We start from the raw sequence: 19,016 nt of genomic DNA, 5'->3' as shown, positions 1-19,016 counted from the left end.
TAAATGCGTTACAAATATCTATTGTTTGTTCGTAAAAACATAGTGATAAATAATGTTGTTGAAAATTAATGAATTAACGTTTGTATAGTGAAAAATATTTTATACATTTGCAACCCCGTAAAAAGCGGGAATTTAATATACATAAATAATTTTTAGTATTAATTATGCCAACAATTCAACAATTAGTAAGAACAGGAAGAACTCAGATAACTAAGAAGAGTAAATCGGTTGCTTTAGATTCTTGTCCTCAAAGAAGAGGGGTTTGTACGCGTGTTTACACTACTACACCAAAAAAACCAAACTCTGCAATGCGTAAAGTTGCGCGTGTACGTTTGACAAATGGTAATGAGGTGAATGCTTACATTCCTGGAGAAGGACACAATCTACAAGAGCACTCGATAGTATTAGTTAGAGGCGGAAGGGTAAAAGATTTACCAGGTGTTAGATATCATATCGTTCGTGGAGCGCTTGACACGTCAGGAGTTGCAGGAAGAACGCAAAGAAGATCTAAGTACGGTGCTAAACGCCCAAAAGAAGCAAAAAAGTAATTTAAAAACTTTTAAGAAAAAGACATGAGAAAAAGAGCGGCAAAGAAAAGACCACTTTTACCAGATCCGAGGTTTAACGACCAATTAGTAACGCGTTTTGTGAACAACTTAATGTGGGATGGTAAGAAATCTACAGCTTTTAAAGTATTTTATGATGCAATTGATATCATTGAATCTAAAAAGCAAAATGATGAGAAAACTTCATTAGAGATTTGGAAAGATGCTTTAACAAACGTTATGCCTCACGTAGAAGTACGTAGTCGTAGAGTTGGTGGAGCTACATTTCAAATTCCAATGCAGATTCGTCCAGATAGAAAAATTTCTATGGCAATGAAGTGGTTAATACTTTATTCTAGAAGAAGAAATGAAAAGTCTATGGCGCAACGTTTAGCGTCAGAATGTTTAGCTGCTGCTAAAGAAGAAGGTGCTGCAGTTAAGAAAAGAATGGATACTCACAAAATGGCAGAGGCTAACAAAGCATTCTCTCACTTTAGATTTTAATTCGTAAGAAATGGCTAGAGATTTAAAATATACAAGAAATATTGGGATTGCTGCTCACATTGATGCTGGTAAAACAACAACAACAGAGCGTATTCTTTTTTATACTGGAAAGTCACACAAACTTGGTGAGGTGCACGATGGTGCAGCGACAATGGACTGGATGGCACAAGAGCAAGAAAGAGGTATTACAATTACTTCTGCAGCTACAACTTGTACTTGGAATTTTCCAACTGAGCAAGGTAAAGTTCTTCCAGAATCATTACCATACCACTTTAATATTATTGATACTCCTGGGCACGTTGACTTTACTGTAGAGGTAAATCGTTCTTTACGTGTATTAGATGGTTTAGTTTTCTTGTTTAGTGCAGTTGATGGTGTTGAGCCACAATCAGAAACAAACTGGAGGCTTGCTGATCAATATAGAGTTCCTCGTATGGGATTCGTGAATAAAATGGACCGTCAAGGTGCTAACTTTTTAGCAGTTTGTGGACAGGTAAAAGATATGTTGAAATCGAATGCGGTTGCAATTACTTTGCCTATTGGTGATGAGGCTGATTTTAAAGGTATCGTTGATTTAGTTAAAAATCAAGCTATTGTATGGCATGATGAGACTCAAGGAGCTACTTTTGATATCGTTGACATTCCTGCGGACATGATTGATGATGTGAAGCATTATCGTTCAATTCTTATCGAAGAGATTGCTACTTATGATGAGAATCTTTTGGATAAATATATGGAAGATGAAAACTCTATTACAGAGGAAGAAATTAACAATGCATTAAGAGCTGCTACTATTGATATGGCAATTATTCCAATGCTTGCTGGTTCATCTTTTAAAAACAAAGGTGTTCAATTTATGTTGGATGCAGTTTGTAAATATTTGCCATCTCCATTAGATAAAGAAGGTATTGAAGGAATTCACCCTGATGATGCTGATTTATTAGAAGAAGATCAAACTAAAATCTTGCGTAAGCCAGATGTTAAGGAGCCGTTTGCTGCTTTAGCATTTAAAATTGCTACTGACCCGTTTGTTGGTCGTTTAGCTTTCTTCCGTGCTTATTCTGGGCGTTTAGATGCTGGTTCTTATGTTTTAAATACTCGTTCTGGTAACAAAGAAAGAATTTCTCGTATTTACCAAATGCACGCTAATAAGCAAAATCCAATCGAATTTATTGAGGCTGGAGATATTGGTGCTGCTGTTGGATTTAAAGATATTAAAACAGGAGATACTCTTTGTGATGAAAAGAATCCAATTATCTTGGAATCTATGAAATTCCCTGATCCTGTAATTGGTATTGCTATTGAGCCAAAAACAAAAGCTGACGTTGATAAAATGGGTATGGCTTTAGCTAAATTAGCTGAAGAAGATCCTACATTTACAGTTAGAACTGATGAGGCTTCTGGTCAAACTATTATTTCGGGTATGGGTGAGCTTCACTTAGATATCTTGGTAGATCGTATGAAACGTGAATTTAAAGTTGAAGTTAACCAAGGTGAGCCTCAAGTTGAATACAAAGAAGCGTTTACAAGATCTGCAACACATAGAGAGACTTACAAGAAACAATCGGGAGGTCGTGGTAAATTTGGTGATATCGTATTTACAATCGAGCCTGCTGATGAAGTTGATGGTAAGGTTCCAGTTGGATTACAATTTATCAATGCTGTAAAAGGTGGTAACGTTCCTAAAGAATATATCCCTGCTGTTGAAAAAGGATTTAGAGAGGCTATGAAGACTGGTCCATTAGCTGGATATGCTGTGGATAGTTTAAAAGTAACTTTAACTGATGGATCTTTCCACCCTGTGGATTCTGATGCATTATCTTTTGAGTTAGCTGCAAGAATGGGTTATAAAGAGTCTGGACGTGCTGCTGGAGCTGTTATTCTTGAGCCAATCATGAAAATCGAGGTTATTACTCCAGAAGAAAACATGGGTGATATCGTAGGTGACTTGAACCGTCGTAGAGGTCAGGTTAATGATATGGGTGATAGAAATGGTGCTAAAACTATTAAGGCTGATGTGCCTTTGTCAGAAATGTTTGGATACGTAACTACGTTAAGAACTTTATCTTCTGGTAGAGCTACTTCAACAATGGAGTTTTCTCACTATGCAGAAACACCTTCTAATATTTCAGAAGAGGTAATCAAAAAAGCAAAAGGTAACGCTTAATTTTAAGAAAATGAGTCAAAAAATCAGAATAAAACTAAAATCTTACGATCACATGTTGGTAGATAAATCTGCTGAAAAGATCGTAAAAACAGTAAAAACTACTGGAGCAGTTGTAACAGGTCCAATTCCGTTACCAACTCACAAAAAACTTTTCACTGTATTGCGTTCTCCGCACGTTAACAAAAAAGCGAGAGAGCAATTTGAAGTAATGTCATACAAGAGATTGATTGATATTTATTCATCTTCATCTAAAACTATTGATGCTTTAATGAAACTTGAATTGCCAAGTGGTGTTGAAGTAGAAATAAAAGTATAATTTTATTATATTTTATATATAAAAAGCGAGACAGAAATGTCTCGCTTTTTTTGTTGATCTTCTTTTGGTTTTGATGTTGAGTTTTTGTTGTCTAAAGTTTAAATAAATATTATGTTTTTTTTGTTGAAAGGTCTTTTATTTAGGCACTTGCCAAAGTTTTTCTTTTGATTGTGTAGGTTGTTTTTGTTGATAACTTTATTTTGTTTTTTGTGTTTTGAGGTTTATTCCTAGAAGGAAATTATGGTCTCTTATCGGGGAGTTGAGCTCTTGGATTTTGATTATGAGCGATTTAATTTTTCTAACTGTTTGGTATATTCAATTTTAATGTCTACTTTTGCACTCCCTGTTTGGAAATTTCTGTTATTTTCAAATTGAAGGGAATTTTAGTAATTAATAATTAATATTTATGTCTGGGTTAATTGGTAAGAAAATCGGCATGACTAGTATTTTCGACGAAAACGGGAAAAACATTCCTTGTACAGTAATCGAAGCTGGTCCATGTGTTGTTACCCAAGTCAGAACCAAAGGTGTTGACGGGTACGAAGCGTTGCAACTAGGTTTCGATGACAAAAACGAGAAACATTCTACTAAAGCTGCTTTAGGGCACTTTAAAAAAGCTGGAACTGTTGCTAAGAAAAAAGTCGTTGAATTCCAAGATTTTGCAACTGAACAAAAATTAGGAGATCTTATTGATGTTTCTATTTTTGAAGAAGGAGAATTTGTAGATGTACAAGGTGTGTCTAAAGGTAAAGGTTTCCAAGGTGTTGTTAAGCGTCACGGTTTTGGTGGTGTTGGACAAGCTACTCATGGTCAGCACAACCGTTTAAGAGCGCCAGGTTCTGTGGGAGCTTCTTCTTATCCATCTAGAGTATTCAAAGGAATGCGTATGGCTGGAAGAATGGGAGGAGATAATGTAAAAGTTCAAAACCTTAGAGTTTTAAAAGTAGTTGCTGAAAAGAATCTACTTGTTGTTAAAGGGTGTATTCCTGGTCACAAAAACTCTTATGTAATCATTCAGAAGTAATGGAAGTAAAAGTATTAGATTTCAACGGAAAAGATACTGGTAGAAAAGTTCAACTTTCTGATTCAGTATTCGCAATTGAACCAAACAATCACGCTGTATATCTTGATGTTAAGCAATATCTTGCTAATCAAAGACAAGGTACTCATAAGGCTAAAGAAAGAGCTGAAGTAACTGGTAGTACGCGTAAGATTAAAAAACAAAAAGGAACTGGTACTGCTCGTGCGGGAAGTATTAAGAATCCATTGTTTAAAGGTGGTGGAACAATTTTCGGGCCAAGACCAAGAAGTTATTCATTTAAATTGAATAAAGGCTTAAAAAGATTGGCAAGAAAATCAGCTTTCTCAATCAAAGCAAAAGAGTCGAATATTATCGTTCTTGAAGACTTTAATTTTGAAGCGCCAAACACTAAAAATTTCATTAACGTTTTGAAAGCTTTAGGGTTAGAAAATAAAAAATCTCTATTTGTGTTGGGAGAGTCAAATAAAAATGTATATTTGTCGTCACGCAATTTAAAGGCTTCTAATGTCGTAACTAGCTCAGAATTAAGCACTTACGCAATATTAAACACTAATAATTTGGTGCTTTTAGAAGGTTCTTTGGAGTTAATTGAAGAAAATTTAAGTAAATAATAGGAGTATGAGTATCATAATTAGACCTATAGTAACTGAAAAAGTAACCAAAGAAAGTGAAGTTCTAAACCGCTTCGGATTCGTTGTTGACAAAAAAGCAAACAAAGTTCAGATTAAGAAAGCTGTTGAGGCTGCTTATGGAGTAACTATCGTTTCTGTTAACACAATGAATGTGAGACCAGATAGATCTACTAAATACACTAAAAGTGGTTTAATCAGTGGAAAGACAAATGCAATTAAAAAAGCAATTGTTCAAGTACAAGAAGGAGAAACAATTGATTTTTACAACAATATCTAAGATAGAAAAATGTCAGTAAGAAAATTAAAACCTATTACCCCAGGTCAGCGATTTAGAGTTGTGAATGGTTATGACGCCATTACAACTGATAAGCCGGAACGCTCTTTGATAGCGCCGATAAAAAACTCTGGAGGTAGAAATAGTCAAGGAAAGATGACCATGCGTTATACGGGTGGTGGTCACAAGCAGAGATATCGTATTATTGATTTCAAAAGAACTAAAGATGGAATTCCGGCTACAGTGAAATCAATCGAATACGATCCAAATCGTACTGCATTTATCGCTTTGTTAGCTTATGCTGATGGAGAGAAAACTTATGTAATTGCTCAAAACGGATTGAAAGTTGGTCAGAAATTAGTTTCTGGTCCAGAATCTCAACCTGAAATTGGTAATACATTACCTTTAAGCAGAATTCCTCTTGGAACTGTTATATCTTGTATTGAGTTACGTCCAGGGCAAGGAGCTGTTATTGCTCGTTCAGCTGGAACTTTTGCTCAGTTAATGGCAAGAGACGGGAAATATGCAACAATTAAAATGCCATCTGGTGAGACAAGATTAATCTTGTTAACTTGTTCGGCTACAATTGGAGCTGTTTCTAATTCTGATCACCAATTAGTTGTATCTGGAAAAGCAGGTAGAACAAGATGGTTAGGAAGAAGACCTAGAACTAGACCAGTAGCGATGAACCCAGTTGATCACCCTATGGGAGGTGGTGAAGGACGTTCTTCTGGAGGGCACCCACGTTCAAGAAACGGATTGCCAGCTAAAGGTTACAGAACTCGTTCTAAGAAAAACCCGAGTAACAAGTATATCGTAGAACGTAGAAAGAAATAATAAGATATGGCACGTTCATTAAAAAAAGGACCTTTCGTTCATTATAAATTAGACAAGAAAGTTCAAGAAAACGTAGAAAGTGGTAAAAATGCAGTTGTTAAGACTTGGTCTAGAGCTTCAATGATTACTCCAGATTTCGTTGGACAAACTATCGCAGTTCATAACGGTCGTCAATTTGTACCAGTTTACGTAACAGAAAACATGGTAGGTCACAAATTAGGAGAGTTTTCACCAACTAGATCTTTTAGAGGTCATGCTGGAGCAAAAAATAAAGGTAAAAAATAAGAAGCAATGGGAGTTCGTAAAAGAGAAACAGCAGATGCGAGAAAAGAGGCTAATAAGTCTATTGCTTTCGCAAAATTGAATAACTGCCCTACTTCACCTAGAAAAATGCGCTTAGTAGCGGACTTGGTAAGAGGTCAGAAGGTAGAAAGAGCACTTAACATTTTAAGATTCAGTTCTAAAGAAGCTTCAAGAAAATTAGAAAAACTATTATTATCTGCAATCAACAACTGGGAGCAAAAAAATAGTGAAGGTAATTTAGAAGAAGCTGGATTATTTGTTAAAGAGATCAGAGTAGATGGTGGAATGATGTTGAAAAGACTTCGTCCAGCTCCACAAGGTCGTGCACACAGAATCAGAAAACGTTCTAACCACGTTACAATCGTGCTTGGAGCTATCAATAACACACAAAGCAATTCTTAAGCAGCATGGGACAAAAGACAAATCCAATTGGAAATAGACTTGGTATCATCAGAGGGTGGGACTCAAACTGGTATGGTGGAAATGATTACGGTGATAAATTAGCCGAAGATCACAAAATCAGAAAGTATATCCATGCTCGTTTATCAAAAGCTAGTGTATCAAAAGTAATCATCGAGAGAACTTTGAAACTTGTAACCGTTACTATCACTACTGCTAGACCTGGTATCATTATCGGAAAAGGTGGACAAGAGGTAGACAAGTTAAAAGAAGAACTTAAGAAAGTTACTGACAAAGAGGTTCAAATCAACATCTTTGAAATCAAAAGACCTGAGCTAGATGCTTATCTTGTGGCGACAAGCATCGCTCGTCAAATCGAAAGCCGTATTTCTTACAGACGTGCAATCAAAATGGCTATTGCTGCTTCTATGCGTATGAACGCTGAAGGTATCAAAGTTTTGATTTCTGGTCGTTTGAATGGTGCTGAGATGGCGCGTTCAGAAGGTTTCAAAGAAGGTAGAATTCCTCTATCAACTTTCAGAGCTGATATTGACTATGCTTTGGCTGAAGCTCACACTACTTACGGTAGAATGGGTATCAAAGTATGGATCATGAAAGGTGAGGTTTACGGAAAGAGAGATCTTTCTCCACTTGCAGGAATGGATAAAAAACAATCTGGAACTGGTGGTGGTAAAGGTGGAGATTCTCCAAGAGGAGATAGAAAACCTTTTAATAAAGGTGGTAAACCAGACGCTCGTAAAAGAAAGTAAATTTTTAAACTAAAGAAAAATGTTACAGCCTAAAAGAACAAAATACCGTAAGGTACAAAAAGGTAAGATGAAAGGTAACTCTCAAAGAGGGCATGAACTTTCTAATGGAATGTTTGGTATTAAATCTGTACATGAAGATGGAATGTTCTTAACTTCTCGTCAAATCGAAGCTGCGCGTATCGCTGCAACTCGTTACATGAAGAGAGAAGGACAATTATGGATTAAAATATTTCCAGACAAACCTATCACTAAGAAACCTCTTGAAGTACGTATGGGTAAAGGTAAAGGAGCAGTTGAGTATTGGGCTGCTGTTGTTAAACCAGGAAGAATTATGTTTGAAGTTGGAGGAGTTCCGTTATCAGTTGCAAAAGAGGCTTTGCGTCTTGCGGCTCAGAAACTTCCAGTAAAAACTAAATTCGTCGTTGCTAGAGATTTCGAAGCATAATTTATATTTATTATGAAACAATCAGAAATAAAAGATCTTTCTGCAGCGGAGTTGCAAGAAAAGCTTAGTCAAACTAAGAAAGTATATGCTGACCTAAAAATGGCTCATGCTATTTCTCCAATTGCTAACCCACTTCAAATTAGAAGCGTTAGAAGAACAGTTGCAAGATTGGCTACAGAGTTAACTAAAAGAGAGTTACAATAATTGTATTCTGCTGAAAGATGGAAGAAAAAAGAAATTTAAGAAAAGAAAGAATAGGTGTTGTTACTTCAAATAAGATGGATAAATCTATCGTTATTTCGGAAGTAAGAAGAGTAAAACACCCATTATACGGTAAGTTCGTGTTGAAAACTAAGAAATATGTTGCACACGACGAAACAAACGACTGTAACATTGGAGATACTGTAAGAATTAGCGAAACGCGTCCTTTAAGTAAAACAAAATGTTGGAGATTAGTTGAAATCTTAGAAAGAGCTAAATAATTATGGTACAACAGGAATCAAGACTAAAAGTAGCAGATAACACGGGAGCAAAAGAAGTTTTAACTATCCGTGTTTTAGGAGGTACCAAAAGAAGGTATGCCTCTGTTGGTGACAAGATTGTAGTATCTATTAAAGATGCAACTCCAAACGGAAACGTGAAAAAAGGAGCTGTTTCAACTGCAGTTGTTGTACGTACCAAAAAAGAAGTGAGAAGAGCTGATGGTTCTTATATCCGTTTCGATGACAATGCATGTGTTCTTTTGAACGCTGCAGGGGAAATGAGAGGAACTCGTGTTTTTGGTCCGGTAGCAAGAGAACTTCGTGAAAAACAATTCATGAAAATTGTATCATTAGCACCAGAAGTGCTTTAATTCGTTTTAAGATGATAAAGCTAAAAATAAAATCAGGAGATATCGTAAGAGTTATTGCTGGAGACCATAAAGGTGCTGAAGGTAAAGTTTTACGTGTTTACCGTGAGAAAAATAAAGCGATAGTTGAAGGTGTAAACATGGTTTCGAAACATACAAAACCAAGTGCTAAAAACCCTCAAGGTGGTATCGTTAAGAAAGAAGCTTCTATTCAAATTTCTAACATTTCTCTAATTGATCCTAAAACTAAGGAGACAACTAGAGTAGGTATTAGAGTAGAAGGAGATAAGAAAGTAAGATTTTCAAAAAAATCTAATCAAGTACTATAGTAATGGCATATACACCTAGACTAAAAGAAGAATATAAGAGTAGAGTAATCTCTGCTCTTAAAGAAGAGTTCGGATATACAAACGTAATGCAAGTTCCTAAACTTGAGAAAATCGTTTTGAGCCGTGGAGTTGGTGCAGCTGTATCTGATAAAAAACTTATTGACTATGCAGTTGATGAGTTGACAAAGATCACTGGACAAAAAGCAGTATCTACAATTTCAAAGAAAGACGTTGCGTCATTCAAATTGAGAAAAGGGATGCCTATTGGAGCAAAAGTTACTTTGCGTGGTGAAAGAATGTATGAGTTTTTAGATAGACTTATTACTTCTGCTTTACCACGTGTTAGAGATTTTAGTGGTATCAAAGCTACAGGTTTCGACGGAAGAGGTAACTACAATCTTGGAGTTTTAGAGCAAATCATTTTCCCAGAAATTGATATTGACAAAGTAAACAAAATTTCAGGAATGGATATTACATTTGTTACTACTGCAAAAACAGACAAGGAAGCAAAGTCATTATTGGCTGAATTAGGATTACCTTTTAAAAAGAATTAAGACATGGCTAAAGAATCAATGAAAGCCCGTGAGGTTAAAAGAGAGAAAACGGTAGCTAAGTACGCTGAAAAAAGAAAAGCTTTATTAGAAGCTGGAGATTATGAAGGCTTACAAAAATTACCTAAAAATGCTTCACCAGTTCGTTTGCATAATCGTTGTAAATTAACAGGTAGACCAAGAGGTTATATCCGTCAATTCGGTATTTCACGTGTAACTTTCCGTGAGATGGCTAATAATGGGTTAATTCCTGGAGTAAAAAAAGCATCTTGGTAATCTCGCAATAAGTTATTACTTTTGCAAACCAAAAAATAATTTTAATTGATTAAAGGTTCGGGAGACGAGTGTCTCCCGAAAACCATAATCGCAATCAAATACATATGTATACAGATCCTATTGCAGATTATTTGACTAGAGTTCGTAACGCTGTGGCTGCAAACCACAAAGTTGTTGAAATTCCAGCTTCTAATCTTAAAAAAGAAATAACTAAGATCTTATTTGATCAAGGTTATATCTTGAGTTACAAATTTGAAACGAACACTGTTCAAGGTTCTATCAAAATTGCTTTAAAGTATGATAAAGATACTAAAGAGCCTGTAATTAAAGATATCCAAAGAATTAGTAAACCAGGTTTACGTAAGTATGCTGGTGCTGCCAAATTACCTAGAATCCTTAATGGATTAGGAATTGCTATTGTTTCTACATCAAAAGGTTTGATGACTGGAAAACAAGCTAAGCAGTTAAATGTAGGTGGTGAAGTAATTTGTTACGTATACTAATTTTAAACACTAGATAAGATGTCAAGAATAGGTAAAAGCCCAATTGTAATCCCTGCTGGTGTAACTGTTGAAGTTAAAGACGGTATTATTACAGTAAAAGGAAAAAAAGGTCAACTGACTCAGGAGTTTTCGGACGTAACTGTTAAAGTTGAAGGTGATCAAGTTTCAGTTGAAAGATCATCTGATCATAAAGACCAAAGAGCAAAACACGGATTATACAGATCATTGATCAATAACATGATTGTTGGTGTGTCTGAAGGTTTTACTAAAGAACTAGAATTAGTTGGAGTTGGTTATAGAGCTTCAAACCAAGGTCAAAAATTAGATTTAGCTCTTGGATATTCTCACAATATTGTTTTAGAAATTGCTCCAGAAGTAGCTTTAGAGACGATATCTGAAAAAGGTAAGAACCCAATCGTAAAATTAACATCATTTGACAAACAACTTTTAGGTCAAGTTGCTGCGAAAATCAGAGGTTTCCGTAAGCCTGAGCCATACAAAGGAAAAGGTGTTAAATTTGTGGGTGAAGTATTAAGAAGAAAAGCAGGTAAATCAGCTTAAAAAATAAGATTATGTCATTAACAAAATCTGATAGAAGACAGAGAATTAGATTCAGAATTAGAAAATCGATTAGTGGTACTGCTGCTAACCCAAGACTATCTGTATTTAGAAGTAATAAAGAAATTTACGCTCAACTTATTGATGATGTAAATGGAGTTACTATATTAGCTGCATCTTCAAGAGAAAAAGAAATAGGAAAAGGTACTAACGTTGAAATCGCTGCCGCTGTTGGAAAATTAGTTGCAGAGAAAGCGTTAAAAGCTGGGATTGAAACCATCACTTTTGATAGAGGTGGATATTTATATCACGGTCGTATTAAATCATTAGCAGAAGGCGCAAGAGCGGCTGGACTTAAATTCTAATATATTATGTCTAAATACAAAAATGTAGAATTGGTAAAACCAAGTGGTCTTGAACTTAAAGATCGTCTGGTAAGTGTTAATCGTGTTACTAAGGTTACAAAAGGTGGTAGAGCTTTCGGTTTTTCTGCTATTGTAGTTGTAGGTGATGAAAATGGAGTAGTTGGTCATGGATTAGGAAAATCTAAAGACGTTTCTGAAGCAATTGCGAAAGCAGTAGAAGATGCTAAGAAAAATTTAGTAAAAATTCCTTTGAATGGACAATCTGTTCCTCACGAACAAAAAGGAAAATTTGGTGGTGCACGTGTATTCTTAATTCCTGCTTCTCATGGTACAGGAGTTATTGCTGGTGGAGCTGTTCGTTCAGTTCTTGAATCAGTAGGTATTCACGATGTATTATCAAAATCTCAAGGATCATCAAATCCACATAACGTAGTTAAAGCAACTTTTGATGCTTTATTACAAATGAGAAGCGCTCATACTGTTGCAAAACAAAGAGGAGTTTCTTTAGAAAAAGTTTTTAAAGGTTAATCAAGGAAATTATGGCTAAATTATTAGTAAAACAAGTAAGAAGCAAGATCAACTGTCCTCTTTCTCAAAAGAGAGGTTTAGAAGCTTTAGGTCTACGTAAAATGGGACAAGTTGTGGAGCATGAGTCAAATCCTGCTATCCTTGGGATGATAAACAAAGTTAAACACTTAGTTTCTGTAGAAGAAGCTAAATAACAAATACTGTTATGAATTTAAGTAACTTACAACCTGCTGAAGGATCTACACACAATCAAAATAAAAGATTAGGTAGAGGAGAAGGTTCTGGAAAAGGTGGCACTGCTGCAAGAGGTCACAAAGGAGCAAAATCTCGTTCTGGTTATTCTAAAAAGATTGGTTTTGAAGGAGGGCAAATGCCACTTCAAAGACGTGTACCTAAGTTTGGTTTCACAAACATCAATCGTAAAGAATACGAAGGTGTTAATTTAGATACGCTTCAATTGTTAGTAGACAATGGTGTGATTACTGATTCTGTTTCTATGACAGATTTCGTAGCAAATCGTCTAGCTACCAAAAATGAAATCGTTAAGATTTTAGGTAGAGGAGAATTGAAAGCAAAATTAAAAGTAACTGCCCACAAATTTACTGCTACTGCAAAAGCTGCTATTGAAGCTGCTGGTGGAGAAGCTGTAACTATATAACTTATCTATTAAGATGAAGAAATTTATTGAATCAATAAGTAATGTTTGGAAAATCGAAGAACTGAAAAACAGAATCTTAATTACATTAGGGTTGCTTTTAGTATATCGTTTTGGTGCACACGTTACGCTTCCTGGAATTGATGCAACTCAATTAACAGGTTTAGCGGGACAAACTAAAAATGGTTTAGGGTCTATCCTAGACATGTTTACAGGAGGTGCTTTCTCTAAAGCTTCAGTTTTTGCTTTAGGTATTATGCCTTATATTTCTGCATCTATTGTTGTTCAGTTAATGGGAATTGCGATTCCATATTTGCAAAAACTTCAGAACGATGGAGAAAGTGGTAGAAAAAAGATTAATCAAATCACTCGTTGGTTGACTATAGCTATTACACTGGTTCAAGGTCCAACTTATATCTATAATTTATACAGAACATTGCCTAGTAGTGCATTTCTACTAGGCTTTAATTCTCCTGAATTTTTGTTCTCGTCTGTTATCATCTTAGTAACTGGTACTATTTTTGCTATGTGGCTTGGTGAGAAAATTACAGATAAAGGTATTGGAAATGGAATTTCATTATTAATTATGGTTGGTATTCTAGCTCGTTTACCGCAAGCTTTTATACAAGAGTTTACAACGAGAGTTACCAATAACAATGGGGGTCCAATGTTGTTAGTTATTGAAATTATTGTGTGGCTATTGGTAATCATTTCTTGTGTATTGCTTACAATGGCAGTACGTAGAATCCCAGTTCAATACGCTCGTCGTACAACAACTGGTGATTATGAGCAAGATTTAGCAGGAGGTAATAGACAATGGATTCCTTTAAAGCTTAATGCTTCTGGAGTTATGCCAATCATTTTTGCTCAGGCAATTATGTTTATCCCTGCAGCTGTAGCTGGATTGTCTAAATCAGATACATCACAATCAATTGTTGGTGCATTTAGTAATATGTTTGGTTTTTGGTATAATTTTGTTTTTGCAACTTTAATTATTGTATTTACATTCTTTTATACTGCGATTACCGTACCTACTAACAAGATGGCTGATGATTTAAAGAGAAGCGGTGGTTTTATTCCAGGCGTTCGTCCAGGAGCTGAAACTTCTGAGTTTCTTGATAAAGTGATGTCTTTAATAACTTTCCCAGGATCTTTATTCCTTGCTTTGATTGCTGTGTTCCCAGCTATTGTTGTAAGTATTATGGATGTACAACAATCTTGGGCAATGTTTTTTGGAGGTACCTCATTAATAATTATGGTTGGAGTTGCAATAGATACTATTCAACAAATCAATTCATACTTGTTAAACAAGCATTATGATGGTTTAATGAAGACTGGTAAAAATAGAAAAGCAGTAGCTTAATATATTTATGGCAAAACAATCAGCAATAGAACAAGACGGATCAATCATTGAAGCATTATCAAATGCGATGTTCCGTGTGGAGTTAGAAAATGGACATATTGTAATTGCTCATATTTCTGGAAAGATGCGTATGCATTATATCAAGTTATTACCTGGTGATAAAGTGAAACTAGAAATGAGTCCTTACGATTTGTCAAAAGCAAGAATTACTTATCGATATTAAAGGATATTCACTATGAAAGTTAGAGCATCAGTAAAAAAGAGAAGTGCCGAGTGCATTATCGTGCGTAGAAAAGGGAGATTGTACGTAATAAACAAAAAGAATCCTAGATTTAAACAAAGACAAGGATAATTATGGCAAGAATAGCAGGGGTAGATATCCCAAAAAACAAAAGAGGTGTTATTGCACTTACCTATATTTTCGGATTAGGAAAAAGTAGAGCTATTGAGATTTTAGAAAAAGCTCAAGTTAGCCAAGATAAAAAAGTTCAAGATTGGAATGATGACGAGATCGGAGCGATTCGTGAAGCTGTTGGAGCATTCAAAATTGAAGGAGAATTACGTTCTGAAGTTTCTTTGAACATCAAACGTTTAATGGATATTGGTTGTTATAGAGGTATTCGTCATAGATCTGGTCTTCCATTAAGAGGTCAAAGAACTAAAAACAACTCTAGAACTAGAAAAGGAAAAAGAAAAACTGTTGCTAACAAGAAAAAAGCAACTAAATAATAAGTAATATGGCTAAAGCAACTGCAAAAAAACGTAAAGTTATCGTTGAATCAACGGGTGAAGCTCATGTTTCTTCTACTTTTAACAATATTATTATTTCTTTGACAAATAAGAAAGGTGAAGTTATTGCTTGGTCTTCAGCTGGAAAAATGGGTTTCAGAGGTTCTAAAAAGAATACTCCGTACGCAGCTCAAATGGCAGCAGAAGATTGTAGTAAAGTAGCTCTTGAAGCTGGACTTAAAAAAGTAAAAGTTTATGTAAAAGGACCAGGAAACGGGCGTGAGTCTGCTATCCGTTCTATTCATAACGGTGGAATTGAAGTTACTGAGATTATCGATGTTACTCCAATGCCTCACAACGGATGTCGTCCTCCTAAAAGACGTAGAGTTTAATACTCAAAAATTATAGTATAACCTAGATTGAATATAGATTATCGAAGGATAAGACCTGAATTCATAATCTCAATCTTAAACAATTTAAAATGGCAAGATATACTGGTCCTAGTACAAGAATCGCTCGTAAATTTGGCGAAGCAATCTTCGGAGATGATAAATCTTTCGAAAAAAGAAATTACCCACCTGGACAACACGGGATGGCTAAAAAAAGAGGAAAAAAATCTGAGTACGCTGTTCAGTTAATGGAAAAGCAAAAAGCTAAGTATTCTTATGGAATTTTAGAAAAACAATTCAGAAATTTATTCGAAAAAGCATCAGCAACTAAAGGAGTAACTGGTGAAGTTTTATTACAATTATGTGAAGCAAGATTAGATAATGTTGTTTTTAGAATGGGAATTGCTCCATCTAGAAGAGGTGCACGTCAAATCGTATCTCACAGACACATTACTGTTAATGGTGAGGTTGTTAATATTCCTTCTTACCACCTTAAGCCTGGTGATAAAGTTGCAGTTCGTGAAAAATCTAAATCTTTAGAAGCTATCGAACGTTCTTTATCAAATTCAAGTCATGTTTATGAATGGATTACTTGGAACAATGATCTTAAAGAAGGAACTTTTGTTTCTGTACCTGCAAGACTTCAAATTCCAGAAAACATTAAAGAACAATTAATCGTAGAGTTGTACAACAAATAATAATTGACTTAGTCGAAATTTATGGCAATATTTAATTTTCAAAAGCCCGATAAAGTTATCATGATCGATTCAACCGATTTTGAAGGTAAATTCGAATTTAGACCTTTGGAACCTGGTTATGGATTGACAGTTGGTAATGCACTTAGAAGAGTTTTGCTTTCAGCATTAGAAGGTTATGCAATTACATCTGTTCGTATCGAAGGTGTAGATCATGAGTTTTCTACTATTTCAGGTGTTGTTGAAGATGTTACCGAAATTATCCTTAATCTAAAACAAGTACGTTTCAAACGTCAGATCGAAGATATCGATAATGAATCAGTTACTATTTCTGTTTCTGGTAAAGATCAATTAACAGCAGGTGATTTTCAAAAATTTATTTCAGGTTTCCAAGTTTTGAATCCAGACCTTGTTATCTGTAATTTAGATTCTAAAATCAAATTGAACTTCGATTTAACAATCGAAAAAGGTAGAGGATACGTTCCTGCTGAGGAGAACAAAAAACAGAATGCTGCAATTGGAACAATTTTTACTGACTCTATTTTTACTCCGGTAAAAAATGTAAAGTATGCAATTGAAAACTTCCGTGTAGAGCAAAAAACAGATTACGAAAAATTGGTTTTTGAAATTAAAACTGATGGATCTATTAATCCTAAAGATGCTCTTACTGAAGCTGCAAAAGTTTTAATTCACCATTTCATGTTGTTTTCTGACGAAAGAATTACACTTGAGGCTGACGAAATTGCACAAACAGAATCGTATGATGAAGAGTCATTGCATATGAGACAATTGCTTAAAACTAAGCTTGTTGATATGGATTTATCTGTGAGAGCATTAAATTGCTTGAAAGCGGCTGAAGTTGATACACTTGGTGATTTAGTATCGTTCAATAAAAATGACCTAATGAAATTCCGTAATTTTGGTAAAAAATCTTTAACTGAACTTGACGAACTTGTTGCAGTTAAAAATTTAACTTTCGGAATGGACTTAGCTAAATACAAATTAGATAAAGAATAATTTACTTCATATTTTGCTCTCCATAGTGGATTGTAGCAAGATGAAGATAAAAAAAACACGTCATGAGACACGGAAAAAAATTCAACCACTTAAGCAGACAGACTGGACATAGAAAAGCTATGTTGGCTAATATGGCTTGTTCTCTTATTGAGCACAAACGTATTAATACTACTGTTGCTAAGGCTAAAGCGCTTAAACAATTTGTTGAGCCTTTAATCACTAAATCAAAAGAAGATACGACTCACAATCGTCGTATTGTTTTTGCTTACTTACGTAGCAAATATGCTGTAACTGATTTGTTCAGAGACGTAGCTGCTAAAGTTGGTGACCGTCCAGGTGGATACACTCGTATCATTAAAGTTGGAAATCGTTTGGGAGATAATGCTGATATGGCAATGATCGAACTTGTAGATTTCAATGAACTTTACAATGGTGGTAAAAAAGAAGTTAAAAAAGCAAAAAGCCGTCGTGGTGGTAAAGCTAAAAAAGCTGAGGAGACTACTCCAGAAGCTCCTGCTGCTGAATCAGAAACGACTACTGAAGCTTCTGAATAATTATGAAAGTAATGATTCTATAGAAATCAAGGATAAACTAATTTTTAGTTTATCCTTTTTTTTTGATTTTTTTAGAGGAAATTAAAATTTAACTTTTTTAAATGTCTTGGTTTTATTTTTATTAATGAAATTTTTAAAAAATCTTGGCAGCACTCTTTTAAAGAAGTAAATTTGCAAAATATCTAATTACAGGTGAAACTTTAATGGTTTCATAATACGATTAAAAACAATACAAATTAAAGAATGAAATACACAACACGACAAAGCGCCATTTTATTACTTAGTGACGGAACTATTTTTCATGGAAAATCTATCGGTATAAGCGGTAAAACTTTCGGTGAAGTATGTTTTAATACTGGAATGACTGGATATCAAGAAATCTTTACAGATCCGTCCTATTTTGGTCAGATAATGGTGGCTACTAATGCGCATATTGGTAATTATGGTGTAAATGATTTAGAGATAGAGTCTGAAAGCATTAAAATAGCTGGTTTAGTTTGTAAAAACTTTAGCTTTAACTTTTCACGAGAAAGAGCTTCTGAGAGTTTAGAAGATTATTTCGCGAAACAAAATCTGATATGTATTTCTGATGTAGATACTAGAGCTCTTGTTAGTTATATTCGTGATAATGGCGCTATGAATGCTGTTATTTGTACTGATGGAACTTCTTTAGAAGATTTGAAGAAAGAATTAGCTGATGTTCCAAATATGGAAGGGTTAGAGTTGGCTTCTAAAGTGTCAACAACTGAGCCGTATTATTTTGGAGAGGAGAATGCTAAGTATAAAGTTTCGGCTTTAGATCTTGGAATTAAAAGGAATATTTTGAGAAATCTTGCTAAGAGAGACTGTTACATAAAAGTTTTTCCATACAATTCTACTTATGAGGATTTAGCATCATTTAATCCAGATGGATATTTCTTGTCAAACGGACCTGGTGATCCAGATCCACTTTTTGGGGCAATTGAAGTTGCAAAACAAATTCTTGCAAACGATAAGCCTTTATTTGGAATTTGTTTAGGGCATCAAGTAATTGGTCTTGCTAATGGCATTGAAACTTATAAGATGTTTAACGGGCACCGAGGAATTAATCACCCAGTTAAAAATATTTTAACCGGTAAAGGGGAGATTACTTCTCAGAATCATGGATTTGCAGTTAAGAAAGAGCAATTAGAAAATCACCCAGAATTGGAGATTACACATGTACATTTAAATGATGGTACTGTTGCCGGAATGAGAATGAAAAATAAAAATTGTTTTTCAGTACAATATCATCCAGAAGCTAGTCCTGGACCACATGATTCTTCTTATTTGTTCGATCAGTTTGTTGAGAATATAGAATCAGCTTCGTCTAAAACGATGTAGTTAATAAATAAAGGTGTTTATTATTTTAAATCCGTTTTAAGTATTAAATATTTTTATA

At 34.8% G+C, this 19,016-nt stretch carries 33 protein-coding genes; all 33 read left to right on the top strand.

Annotated elements, in window-relative coordinates; translation table 11 throughout:
• The first annotated feature begins 164 nt into the window (after positions 1 to 164).
• The 33 genes from rpsL to carA all read left to right on the top strand — a co-directional run bounded on the left by rpsL (position 165) and on the right by carA (position 18,958).
• Complete coding sequence (rpsL, locus tag BOW57_RS10710) at positions 165 to 548, top strand: 30S ribosomal protein S12 (protein ID WP_007136570.1); 384 nt, start codon at positions 165 to 167, stop codon at positions 546 to 548.
• A 24-nt stretch (positions 549 to 572) separates the two neighbouring features.
• A complete protein-coding gene (rpsG, locus tag BOW57_RS10705; RefSeq protein WP_017495022.1) occupies positions 573 to 1,049 on the top strand; it encodes a 30S ribosomal protein S7 in 477 nt (158 codons plus the stop codon).
• Positions 1,050 to 1,059: 10 nt separating this feature from the next.
• Positions 1,060 to 3,216, top strand: a complete 2,157-nt coding sequence (fusA, locus tag BOW57_RS10700; protein ID WP_089055328.1) for an elongation factor G — start codon at positions 1,060 to 1,062, stop codon at positions 3,214 to 3,216.
• Between the two features lie 10 nt (positions 3,217 to 3,226).
• Positions 3,227 to 3,532, top strand: a complete 306-nt coding sequence (gene rpsJ, locus BOW57_RS10695; protein ID WP_007803605.1) for a 30S ribosomal protein S10 — start codon at positions 3,227 to 3,229, stop codon at positions 3,530 to 3,532.
• Positions 3,533 to 3,938: 406 nt separating this feature from the next.
• Positions 3,939 to 4,556, top strand: a complete 618-nt coding sequence (rplC, locus tag BOW57_RS10690; protein ID WP_057124294.1) for a 50S ribosomal protein L3 — start codon at positions 3,939 to 3,941, stop codon at positions 4,554 to 4,556.
• Positions 4,556 to 5,185, top strand: coding sequence for a 50S ribosomal protein L4 (gene rplD / locus BOW57_RS10685; protein WP_089055327.1), 630 nt, complete (start codon positions 4,556 to 4,558; stop codon positions 5,183 to 5,185). Before rplC ends, rplD begins: the two co-directional genes overlap by 1 nt.
• A 7-nt stretch (positions 5,186 to 5,192) precedes the next feature.
• Positions 5,193 to 5,483 (top strand): 50S ribosomal protein L23, encoded by a 291-nt coding sequence (gene rplW, locus BOW57_RS10680; protein ID WP_012022489.1) that lies wholly within the window; start codon positions 5,193 to 5,195, stop codon positions 5,481 to 5,483.
• A gap of 9 nt (positions 5,484 to 5,492) precedes the next feature.
• A complete protein-coding gene (rplB, locus tag BOW57_RS10675) occupies positions 5,493 to 6,317 on the top strand; it encodes a 50S ribosomal protein L2 (protein ID WP_035650459.1) in 825 nt (274 codons plus the stop codon).
• A gap of 6 nt (positions 6,318 to 6,323) precedes the next feature.
• A complete protein-coding gene (rpsS, locus tag BOW57_RS10670; protein WP_008464288.1) occupies positions 6,324 to 6,602 on the top strand; it encodes a 30S ribosomal protein S19 in 279 nt (92 codons plus the stop codon).
• 6 nt (positions 6,603 to 6,608) lie between these two features.
• Positions 6,609 to 7,022, top strand: a complete 414-nt coding sequence (gene rplV / locus BOW57_RS10665; RefSeq protein WP_007803631.1) for a 50S ribosomal protein L22 — start codon at positions 6,609 to 6,611, stop codon at positions 7,020 to 7,022.
• Positions 7,023 to 7,027: 5 nt separating this feature from the next.
• Positions 7,028 to 7,789 carry a 30S ribosomal protein S3 gene (rpsC, locus tag BOW57_RS10660; protein WP_007803635.1) on the top strand — a complete coding sequence of 254 codons (762 nt, stop codon included), beginning with the start codon at positions 7,028 to 7,030 and terminating at the stop codon, positions 7,787 to 7,789.
• A gap of 19 nt (positions 7,790 to 7,808) precedes the next feature.
• Positions 7,809 to 8,234 (top strand): 50S ribosomal protein L16, encoded by a 426-nt coding sequence (rplP, locus tag BOW57_RS10655; RefSeq protein WP_017495016.1) that lies wholly within the window; start codon positions 7,809 to 7,811, stop codon positions 8,232 to 8,234.
• A 12-nt stretch (positions 8,235 to 8,246) separates the two neighbouring features.
• On the top strand, positions 8,247 to 8,438 hold the full coding sequence (rpmC, locus tag BOW57_RS10650; protein WP_008464297.1) for a 50S ribosomal protein L29: 192 nt from the start codon (positions 8,247 to 8,249) through the stop codon (positions 8,436 to 8,438).
• 17 nt (positions 8,439 to 8,455) lie between these two features.
• On the top strand, positions 8,456 to 8,716 hold the full coding sequence (rpsQ, locus tag BOW57_RS10645) for a 30S ribosomal protein S17 (RefSeq protein WP_089055326.1): 261 nt from the start codon (positions 8,456 to 8,458) through the stop codon (positions 8,714 to 8,716).
• Between the two features lie 2 nt (positions 8,717 to 8,718).
• Entirely contained in the window at positions 8,719 to 9,087 is a 369-nt protein-coding gene (gene rplN, locus BOW57_RS10640; RefSeq protein WP_007803649.1) for a 50S ribosomal protein L14, read from the top strand.
• A gap of 11 nt (positions 9,088 to 9,098) precedes the next feature.
• Positions 9,099 to 9,413 carry a 50S ribosomal protein L24 gene (rplX, locus tag BOW57_RS10635; protein WP_007803650.1) on the top strand — a complete coding sequence of 105 codons (315 nt, stop codon included), beginning with the start codon at positions 9,099 to 9,101 and terminating at the stop codon, positions 9,411 to 9,413.
• Positions 9,414 to 9,415: 2 nt separating this feature from the next.
• On the top strand, positions 9,416 to 9,967 hold the full coding sequence (rplE, locus tag BOW57_RS10630) for a 50S ribosomal protein L5 (RefSeq protein WP_017495015.1): 552 nt from the start codon (positions 9,416 to 9,418) through the stop codon (positions 9,965 to 9,967).
• 3 nt (positions 9,968 to 9,970) lie between these two features.
• On the top strand, positions 9,971 to 10,240 hold the full coding sequence (gene rpsN / locus BOW57_RS10625; RefSeq protein WP_031456037.1) for a 30S ribosomal protein S14: 270 nt from the start codon (positions 9,971 to 9,973) through the stop codon (positions 10,238 to 10,240).
• A 104-nt stretch (positions 10,241 to 10,344) separates the two neighbouring features.
• Positions 10,345 to 10,743, top strand: coding sequence for a 30S ribosomal protein S8 (rpsH, locus tag BOW57_RS10620; RefSeq protein ID WP_029272051.1), 399 nt, complete (start codon positions 10,345 to 10,347; stop codon positions 10,741 to 10,743).
• 18 nt (positions 10,744 to 10,761) lie between these two features.
• Positions 10,762 to 11,304 carry a 50S ribosomal protein L6 gene (gene rplF, locus BOW57_RS10615; RefSeq protein ID WP_129023596.1) on the top strand — a complete coding sequence of 181 codons (543 nt, stop codon included), beginning with the start codon at positions 10,762 to 10,764 and terminating at the stop codon, positions 11,302 to 11,304.
• 11 nt (positions 11,305 to 11,315) lie between these two features.
• A complete protein-coding gene (gene rplR / locus BOW57_RS10610; RefSeq protein ID WP_068843789.1) occupies positions 11,316 to 11,666 on the top strand; it encodes a 50S ribosomal protein L18 in 351 nt (116 codons plus the stop codon).
• A gap of 3 nt (positions 11,667 to 11,669) precedes the next feature.
• Entirely contained in the window at positions 11,670 to 12,194 is a 525-nt protein-coding gene (gene rpsE / locus BOW57_RS10605) for a 30S ribosomal protein S5 (RefSeq protein WP_085950926.1), read from the top strand.
• Positions 12,195 to 12,205: 11 nt separating this feature from the next.
• Positions 12,206 to 12,388 carry a 50S ribosomal protein L30 gene (gene rpmD, locus BOW57_RS10600; RefSeq protein ID WP_056068811.1) on the top strand — a complete coding sequence of 61 codons (183 nt, stop codon included), beginning with the start codon at positions 12,206 to 12,208 and terminating at the stop codon, positions 12,386 to 12,388.
• Positions 12,389 to 12,399: 11 nt separating this feature from the next.
• Positions 12,400 to 12,852 (top strand): 50S ribosomal protein L15, encoded by a 453-nt coding sequence (gene rplO, locus BOW57_RS10595; RefSeq protein ID WP_026982954.1) that lies wholly within the window; start codon positions 12,400 to 12,402, stop codon positions 12,850 to 12,852.
• A gap of 13 nt (positions 12,853 to 12,865) precedes the next feature.
• Positions 12,866 to 14,212, top strand: a complete 1,347-nt coding sequence (gene secY / locus BOW57_RS10590; RefSeq protein WP_089055323.1) for a preprotein translocase subunit SecY — start codon at positions 12,866 to 12,868, stop codon at positions 14,210 to 14,212.
• 7 nt (positions 14,213 to 14,219) lie between these two features.
• The gene (gene infA / locus BOW57_RS10585; protein ID WP_007136545.1) at positions 14,220 to 14,435 is read left to right on the top strand and encodes a translation initiation factor IF-1; all 216 of its coding nucleotides are present in this window, start codon (positions 14,220 to 14,222) and stop codon (positions 14,433 to 14,435) included.
• A 12-nt stretch (positions 14,436 to 14,447) separates the two neighbouring features.
• On the top strand, positions 14,448 to 14,564 hold the full coding sequence (gene ykgO, locus BOW57_RS10580; RefSeq protein ID WP_002987490.1) for a type B 50S ribosomal protein L36: 117 nt from the start codon (positions 14,448 to 14,450) through the stop codon (positions 14,562 to 14,564).
• Between the two features lie 2 nt (positions 14,565 to 14,566).
• Positions 14,567 to 14,941, top strand: a complete 375-nt coding sequence (rpsM, locus tag BOW57_RS10575; RefSeq protein ID WP_089055322.1) for a 30S ribosomal protein S13 — start codon at positions 14,567 to 14,569, stop codon at positions 14,939 to 14,941.
• 8 nt (positions 14,942 to 14,949) lie between these two features.
• Entirely contained in the window at positions 14,950 to 15,333 is a 384-nt protein-coding gene (rpsK, locus tag BOW57_RS10570) for a 30S ribosomal protein S11 (RefSeq protein WP_053470832.1), read from the top strand.
• Positions 15,334 to 15,422: 89 nt separating this feature from the next.
• Positions 15,423 to 16,028: a 30S ribosomal protein S4 gene (rpsD, locus tag BOW57_RS10565; protein ID WP_029272055.1), complete on the top strand. Its 606-nt coding sequence runs from the start codon at positions 15,423 to 15,425 to the stop codon at positions 16,026 to 16,028.
• Positions 16,029 to 16,049: 21 nt separating this feature from the next.
• Positions 16,050 to 17,042, top strand: a complete 993-nt coding sequence (locus BOW57_RS10560; protein ID WP_008464329.1) for a DNA-directed RNA polymerase subunit alpha — start codon at positions 16,050 to 16,052, stop codon at positions 17,040 to 17,042.
• A gap of 62 nt (positions 17,043 to 17,104) precedes the next feature.
• Positions 17,105 to 17,596 carry a 50S ribosomal protein L17 gene (rplQ, locus tag BOW57_RS10555; protein ID WP_031456031.1) on the top strand — a complete coding sequence of 164 codons (492 nt, stop codon included), beginning with the start codon at positions 17,105 to 17,107 and terminating at the stop codon, positions 17,594 to 17,596.
• Between the two features lie 243 nt (positions 17,597 to 17,839).
• Positions 17,840 to 18,958, top strand: coding sequence for a glutamine-hydrolyzing carbamoyl-phosphate synthase small subunit (gene carA / locus BOW57_RS10550; protein WP_129054134.1), 1,119 nt, complete (start codon positions 17,840 to 17,842; stop codon positions 18,956 to 18,958).
• Positions 18,959 to 19,016 lie beyond the last annotated feature (58 nt).

The organism is Flavobacterium sp. YO64, assembly GCF_004119505.1.
In the GTDB taxonomy this organism is placed as follows: Bacteria; Bacteroidota; Bacteroidia; order Flavobacteriales; family Flavobacteriaceae; genus Flavobacterium; species Flavobacterium oncorhynchi.
Note: the sequence above shows the minus strand (reverse complement) of the source record. Positions and strands in the feature narration are given on the sequence as shown.

Excerpts from the sequence above, each read along its gene's own strand:
- rpsL (WP_007136570.1), top strand. The coding sequence starts at position 165 with ATGCCAACAATTCAACAATTAGTAAGAACAGGAAGAACTCAGATAACT.
- rpsG (WP_017495022.1), top strand. The coding sequence starts at position 573 with ATGAGAAAAAGAGCGGCAAAGAAAAGACCACTTTTACCAGATCCGAGG.
- fusA (WP_089055328.1), top strand. The coding sequence starts at position 1,060 with ATGGCTAGAGATTTAAAATATACAAGAAATATTGGGATTGCTGCTCAC.
- rpsJ (WP_007803605.1), top strand. The coding sequence starts at position 3,227 with ATGAGTCAAAAAATCAGAATAAAACTAAAATCTTACGATCACATGTTG.
- rplC (WP_057124294.1), top strand. The coding sequence starts at position 3,939 with ATGTCTGGGTTAATTGGTAAGAAAATCGGCATGACTAGTATTTTCGAC.
- rplD (WP_089055327.1), top strand. The coding sequence starts at position 4,556 with ATGGAAGTAAAAGTATTAGATTTCAACGGAAAAGATACTGGTAGAAAA.
- rplW (WP_012022489.1), top strand. The coding sequence starts at position 5,193 with ATGAGTATCATAATTAGACCTATAGTAACTGAAAAAGTAACCAAAGAA.
- rplB (WP_035650459.1), top strand. The coding sequence starts at position 5,493 with ATGTCAGTAAGAAAATTAAAACCTATTACCCCAGGTCAGCGATTTAGA.
- rpsS (WP_008464288.1), top strand. The coding sequence starts at position 6,324 with ATGGCACGTTCATTAAAAAAAGGACCTTTCGTTCATTATAAATTAGAC.
- rplV (WP_007803631.1), top strand. The coding sequence starts at position 6,609 with ATGGGAGTTCGTAAAAGAGAAACAGCAGATGCGAGAAAAGAGGCTAAT.
- rpsC (WP_007803635.1), top strand. The coding sequence starts at position 7,028 with ATGGGACAAAAGACAAATCCAATTGGAAATAGACTTGGTATCATCAGA.
- rplP (WP_017495016.1), top strand. The coding sequence starts at position 7,809 with ATGTTACAGCCTAAAAGAACAAAATACCGTAAGGTACAAAAAGGTAAG.
- rpmC (WP_008464297.1), top strand. The coding sequence starts at position 8,247 with ATGAAACAATCAGAAATAAAAGATCTTTCTGCAGCGGAGTTGCAAGAA.
- rpsQ (WP_089055326.1), top strand. The coding sequence starts at position 8,456 with ATGGAAGAAAAAAGAAATTTAAGAAAAGAAAGAATAGGTGTTGTTACT.
- rplN (WP_007803649.1), top strand. The coding sequence starts at position 8,719 with ATGGTACAACAGGAATCAAGACTAAAAGTAGCAGATAACACGGGAGCA.
- rplX (WP_007803650.1), top strand. The coding sequence starts at position 9,099 with ATGATAAAGCTAAAAATAAAATCAGGAGATATCGTAAGAGTTATTGCT.
- rplE (WP_017495015.1), top strand. The coding sequence starts at position 9,416 with ATGGCATATACACCTAGACTAAAAGAAGAATATAAGAGTAGAGTAATC.
- rpsN (WP_031456037.1), top strand. The coding sequence starts at position 9,971 with ATGGCTAAAGAATCAATGAAAGCCCGTGAGGTTAAAAGAGAGAAAACG.
- rpsH (WP_029272051.1), top strand. The coding sequence starts at position 10,345 with ATGTATACAGATCCTATTGCAGATTATTTGACTAGAGTTCGTAACGCT.
- rplF (WP_129023596.1), top strand. The coding sequence starts at position 10,762 with ATGTCAAGAATAGGTAAAAGCCCAATTGTAATCCCTGCTGGTGTAACT.
- rplR (WP_068843789.1), top strand. The coding sequence starts at position 11,316 with ATGTCATTAACAAAATCTGATAGAAGACAGAGAATTAGATTCAGAATT.
- rpmD (WP_056068811.1), top strand. The coding sequence starts at position 12,206 with ATGGCTAAATTATTAGTAAAACAAGTAAGAAGCAAGATCAACTGTCCT.
- rplO (WP_026982954.1), top strand. The coding sequence starts at position 12,400 with ATGAATTTAAGTAACTTACAACCTGCTGAAGGATCTACACACAATCAA.
- secY (WP_089055323.1), top strand. The coding sequence starts at position 12,866 with ATGAAGAAATTTATTGAATCAATAAGTAATGTTTGGAAAATCGAAGAA.
- infA (WP_007136545.1), top strand. The coding sequence starts at position 14,220 with ATGGCAAAACAATCAGCAATAGAACAAGACGGATCAATCATTGAAGCA.
- ykgO (WP_002987490.1), top strand. The coding sequence starts at position 14,448 with ATGAAAGTTAGAGCATCAGTAAAAAAGAGAAGTGCCGAGTGCATTATC.
- rpsM (WP_089055322.1), top strand. The coding sequence starts at position 14,567 with ATGGCAAGAATAGCAGGGGTAGATATCCCAAAAAACAAAAGAGGTGTT.
- rpsK (WP_053470832.1), top strand. The coding sequence starts at position 14,950 with ATGGCTAAAGCAACTGCAAAAAAACGTAAAGTTATCGTTGAATCAACG.
- rpsD (WP_029272055.1), top strand. The coding sequence starts at position 15,423 with ATGGCAAGATATACTGGTCCTAGTACAAGAATCGCTCGTAAATTTGGC.
- BOW57_RS10560 (WP_008464329.1), top strand. The coding sequence starts at position 16,050 with ATGGCAATATTTAATTTTCAAAAGCCCGATAAAGTTATCATGATCGAT.
- rplQ (WP_031456031.1), top strand. The coding sequence starts at position 17,105 with ATGAGACACGGAAAAAAATTCAACCACTTAAGCAGACAGACTGGACAT.
- carA (WP_129054134.1), top strand. The coding sequence starts at position 17,840 with ATGAAATACACAACACGACAAAGCGCCATTTTATTACTTAGTGACGGA.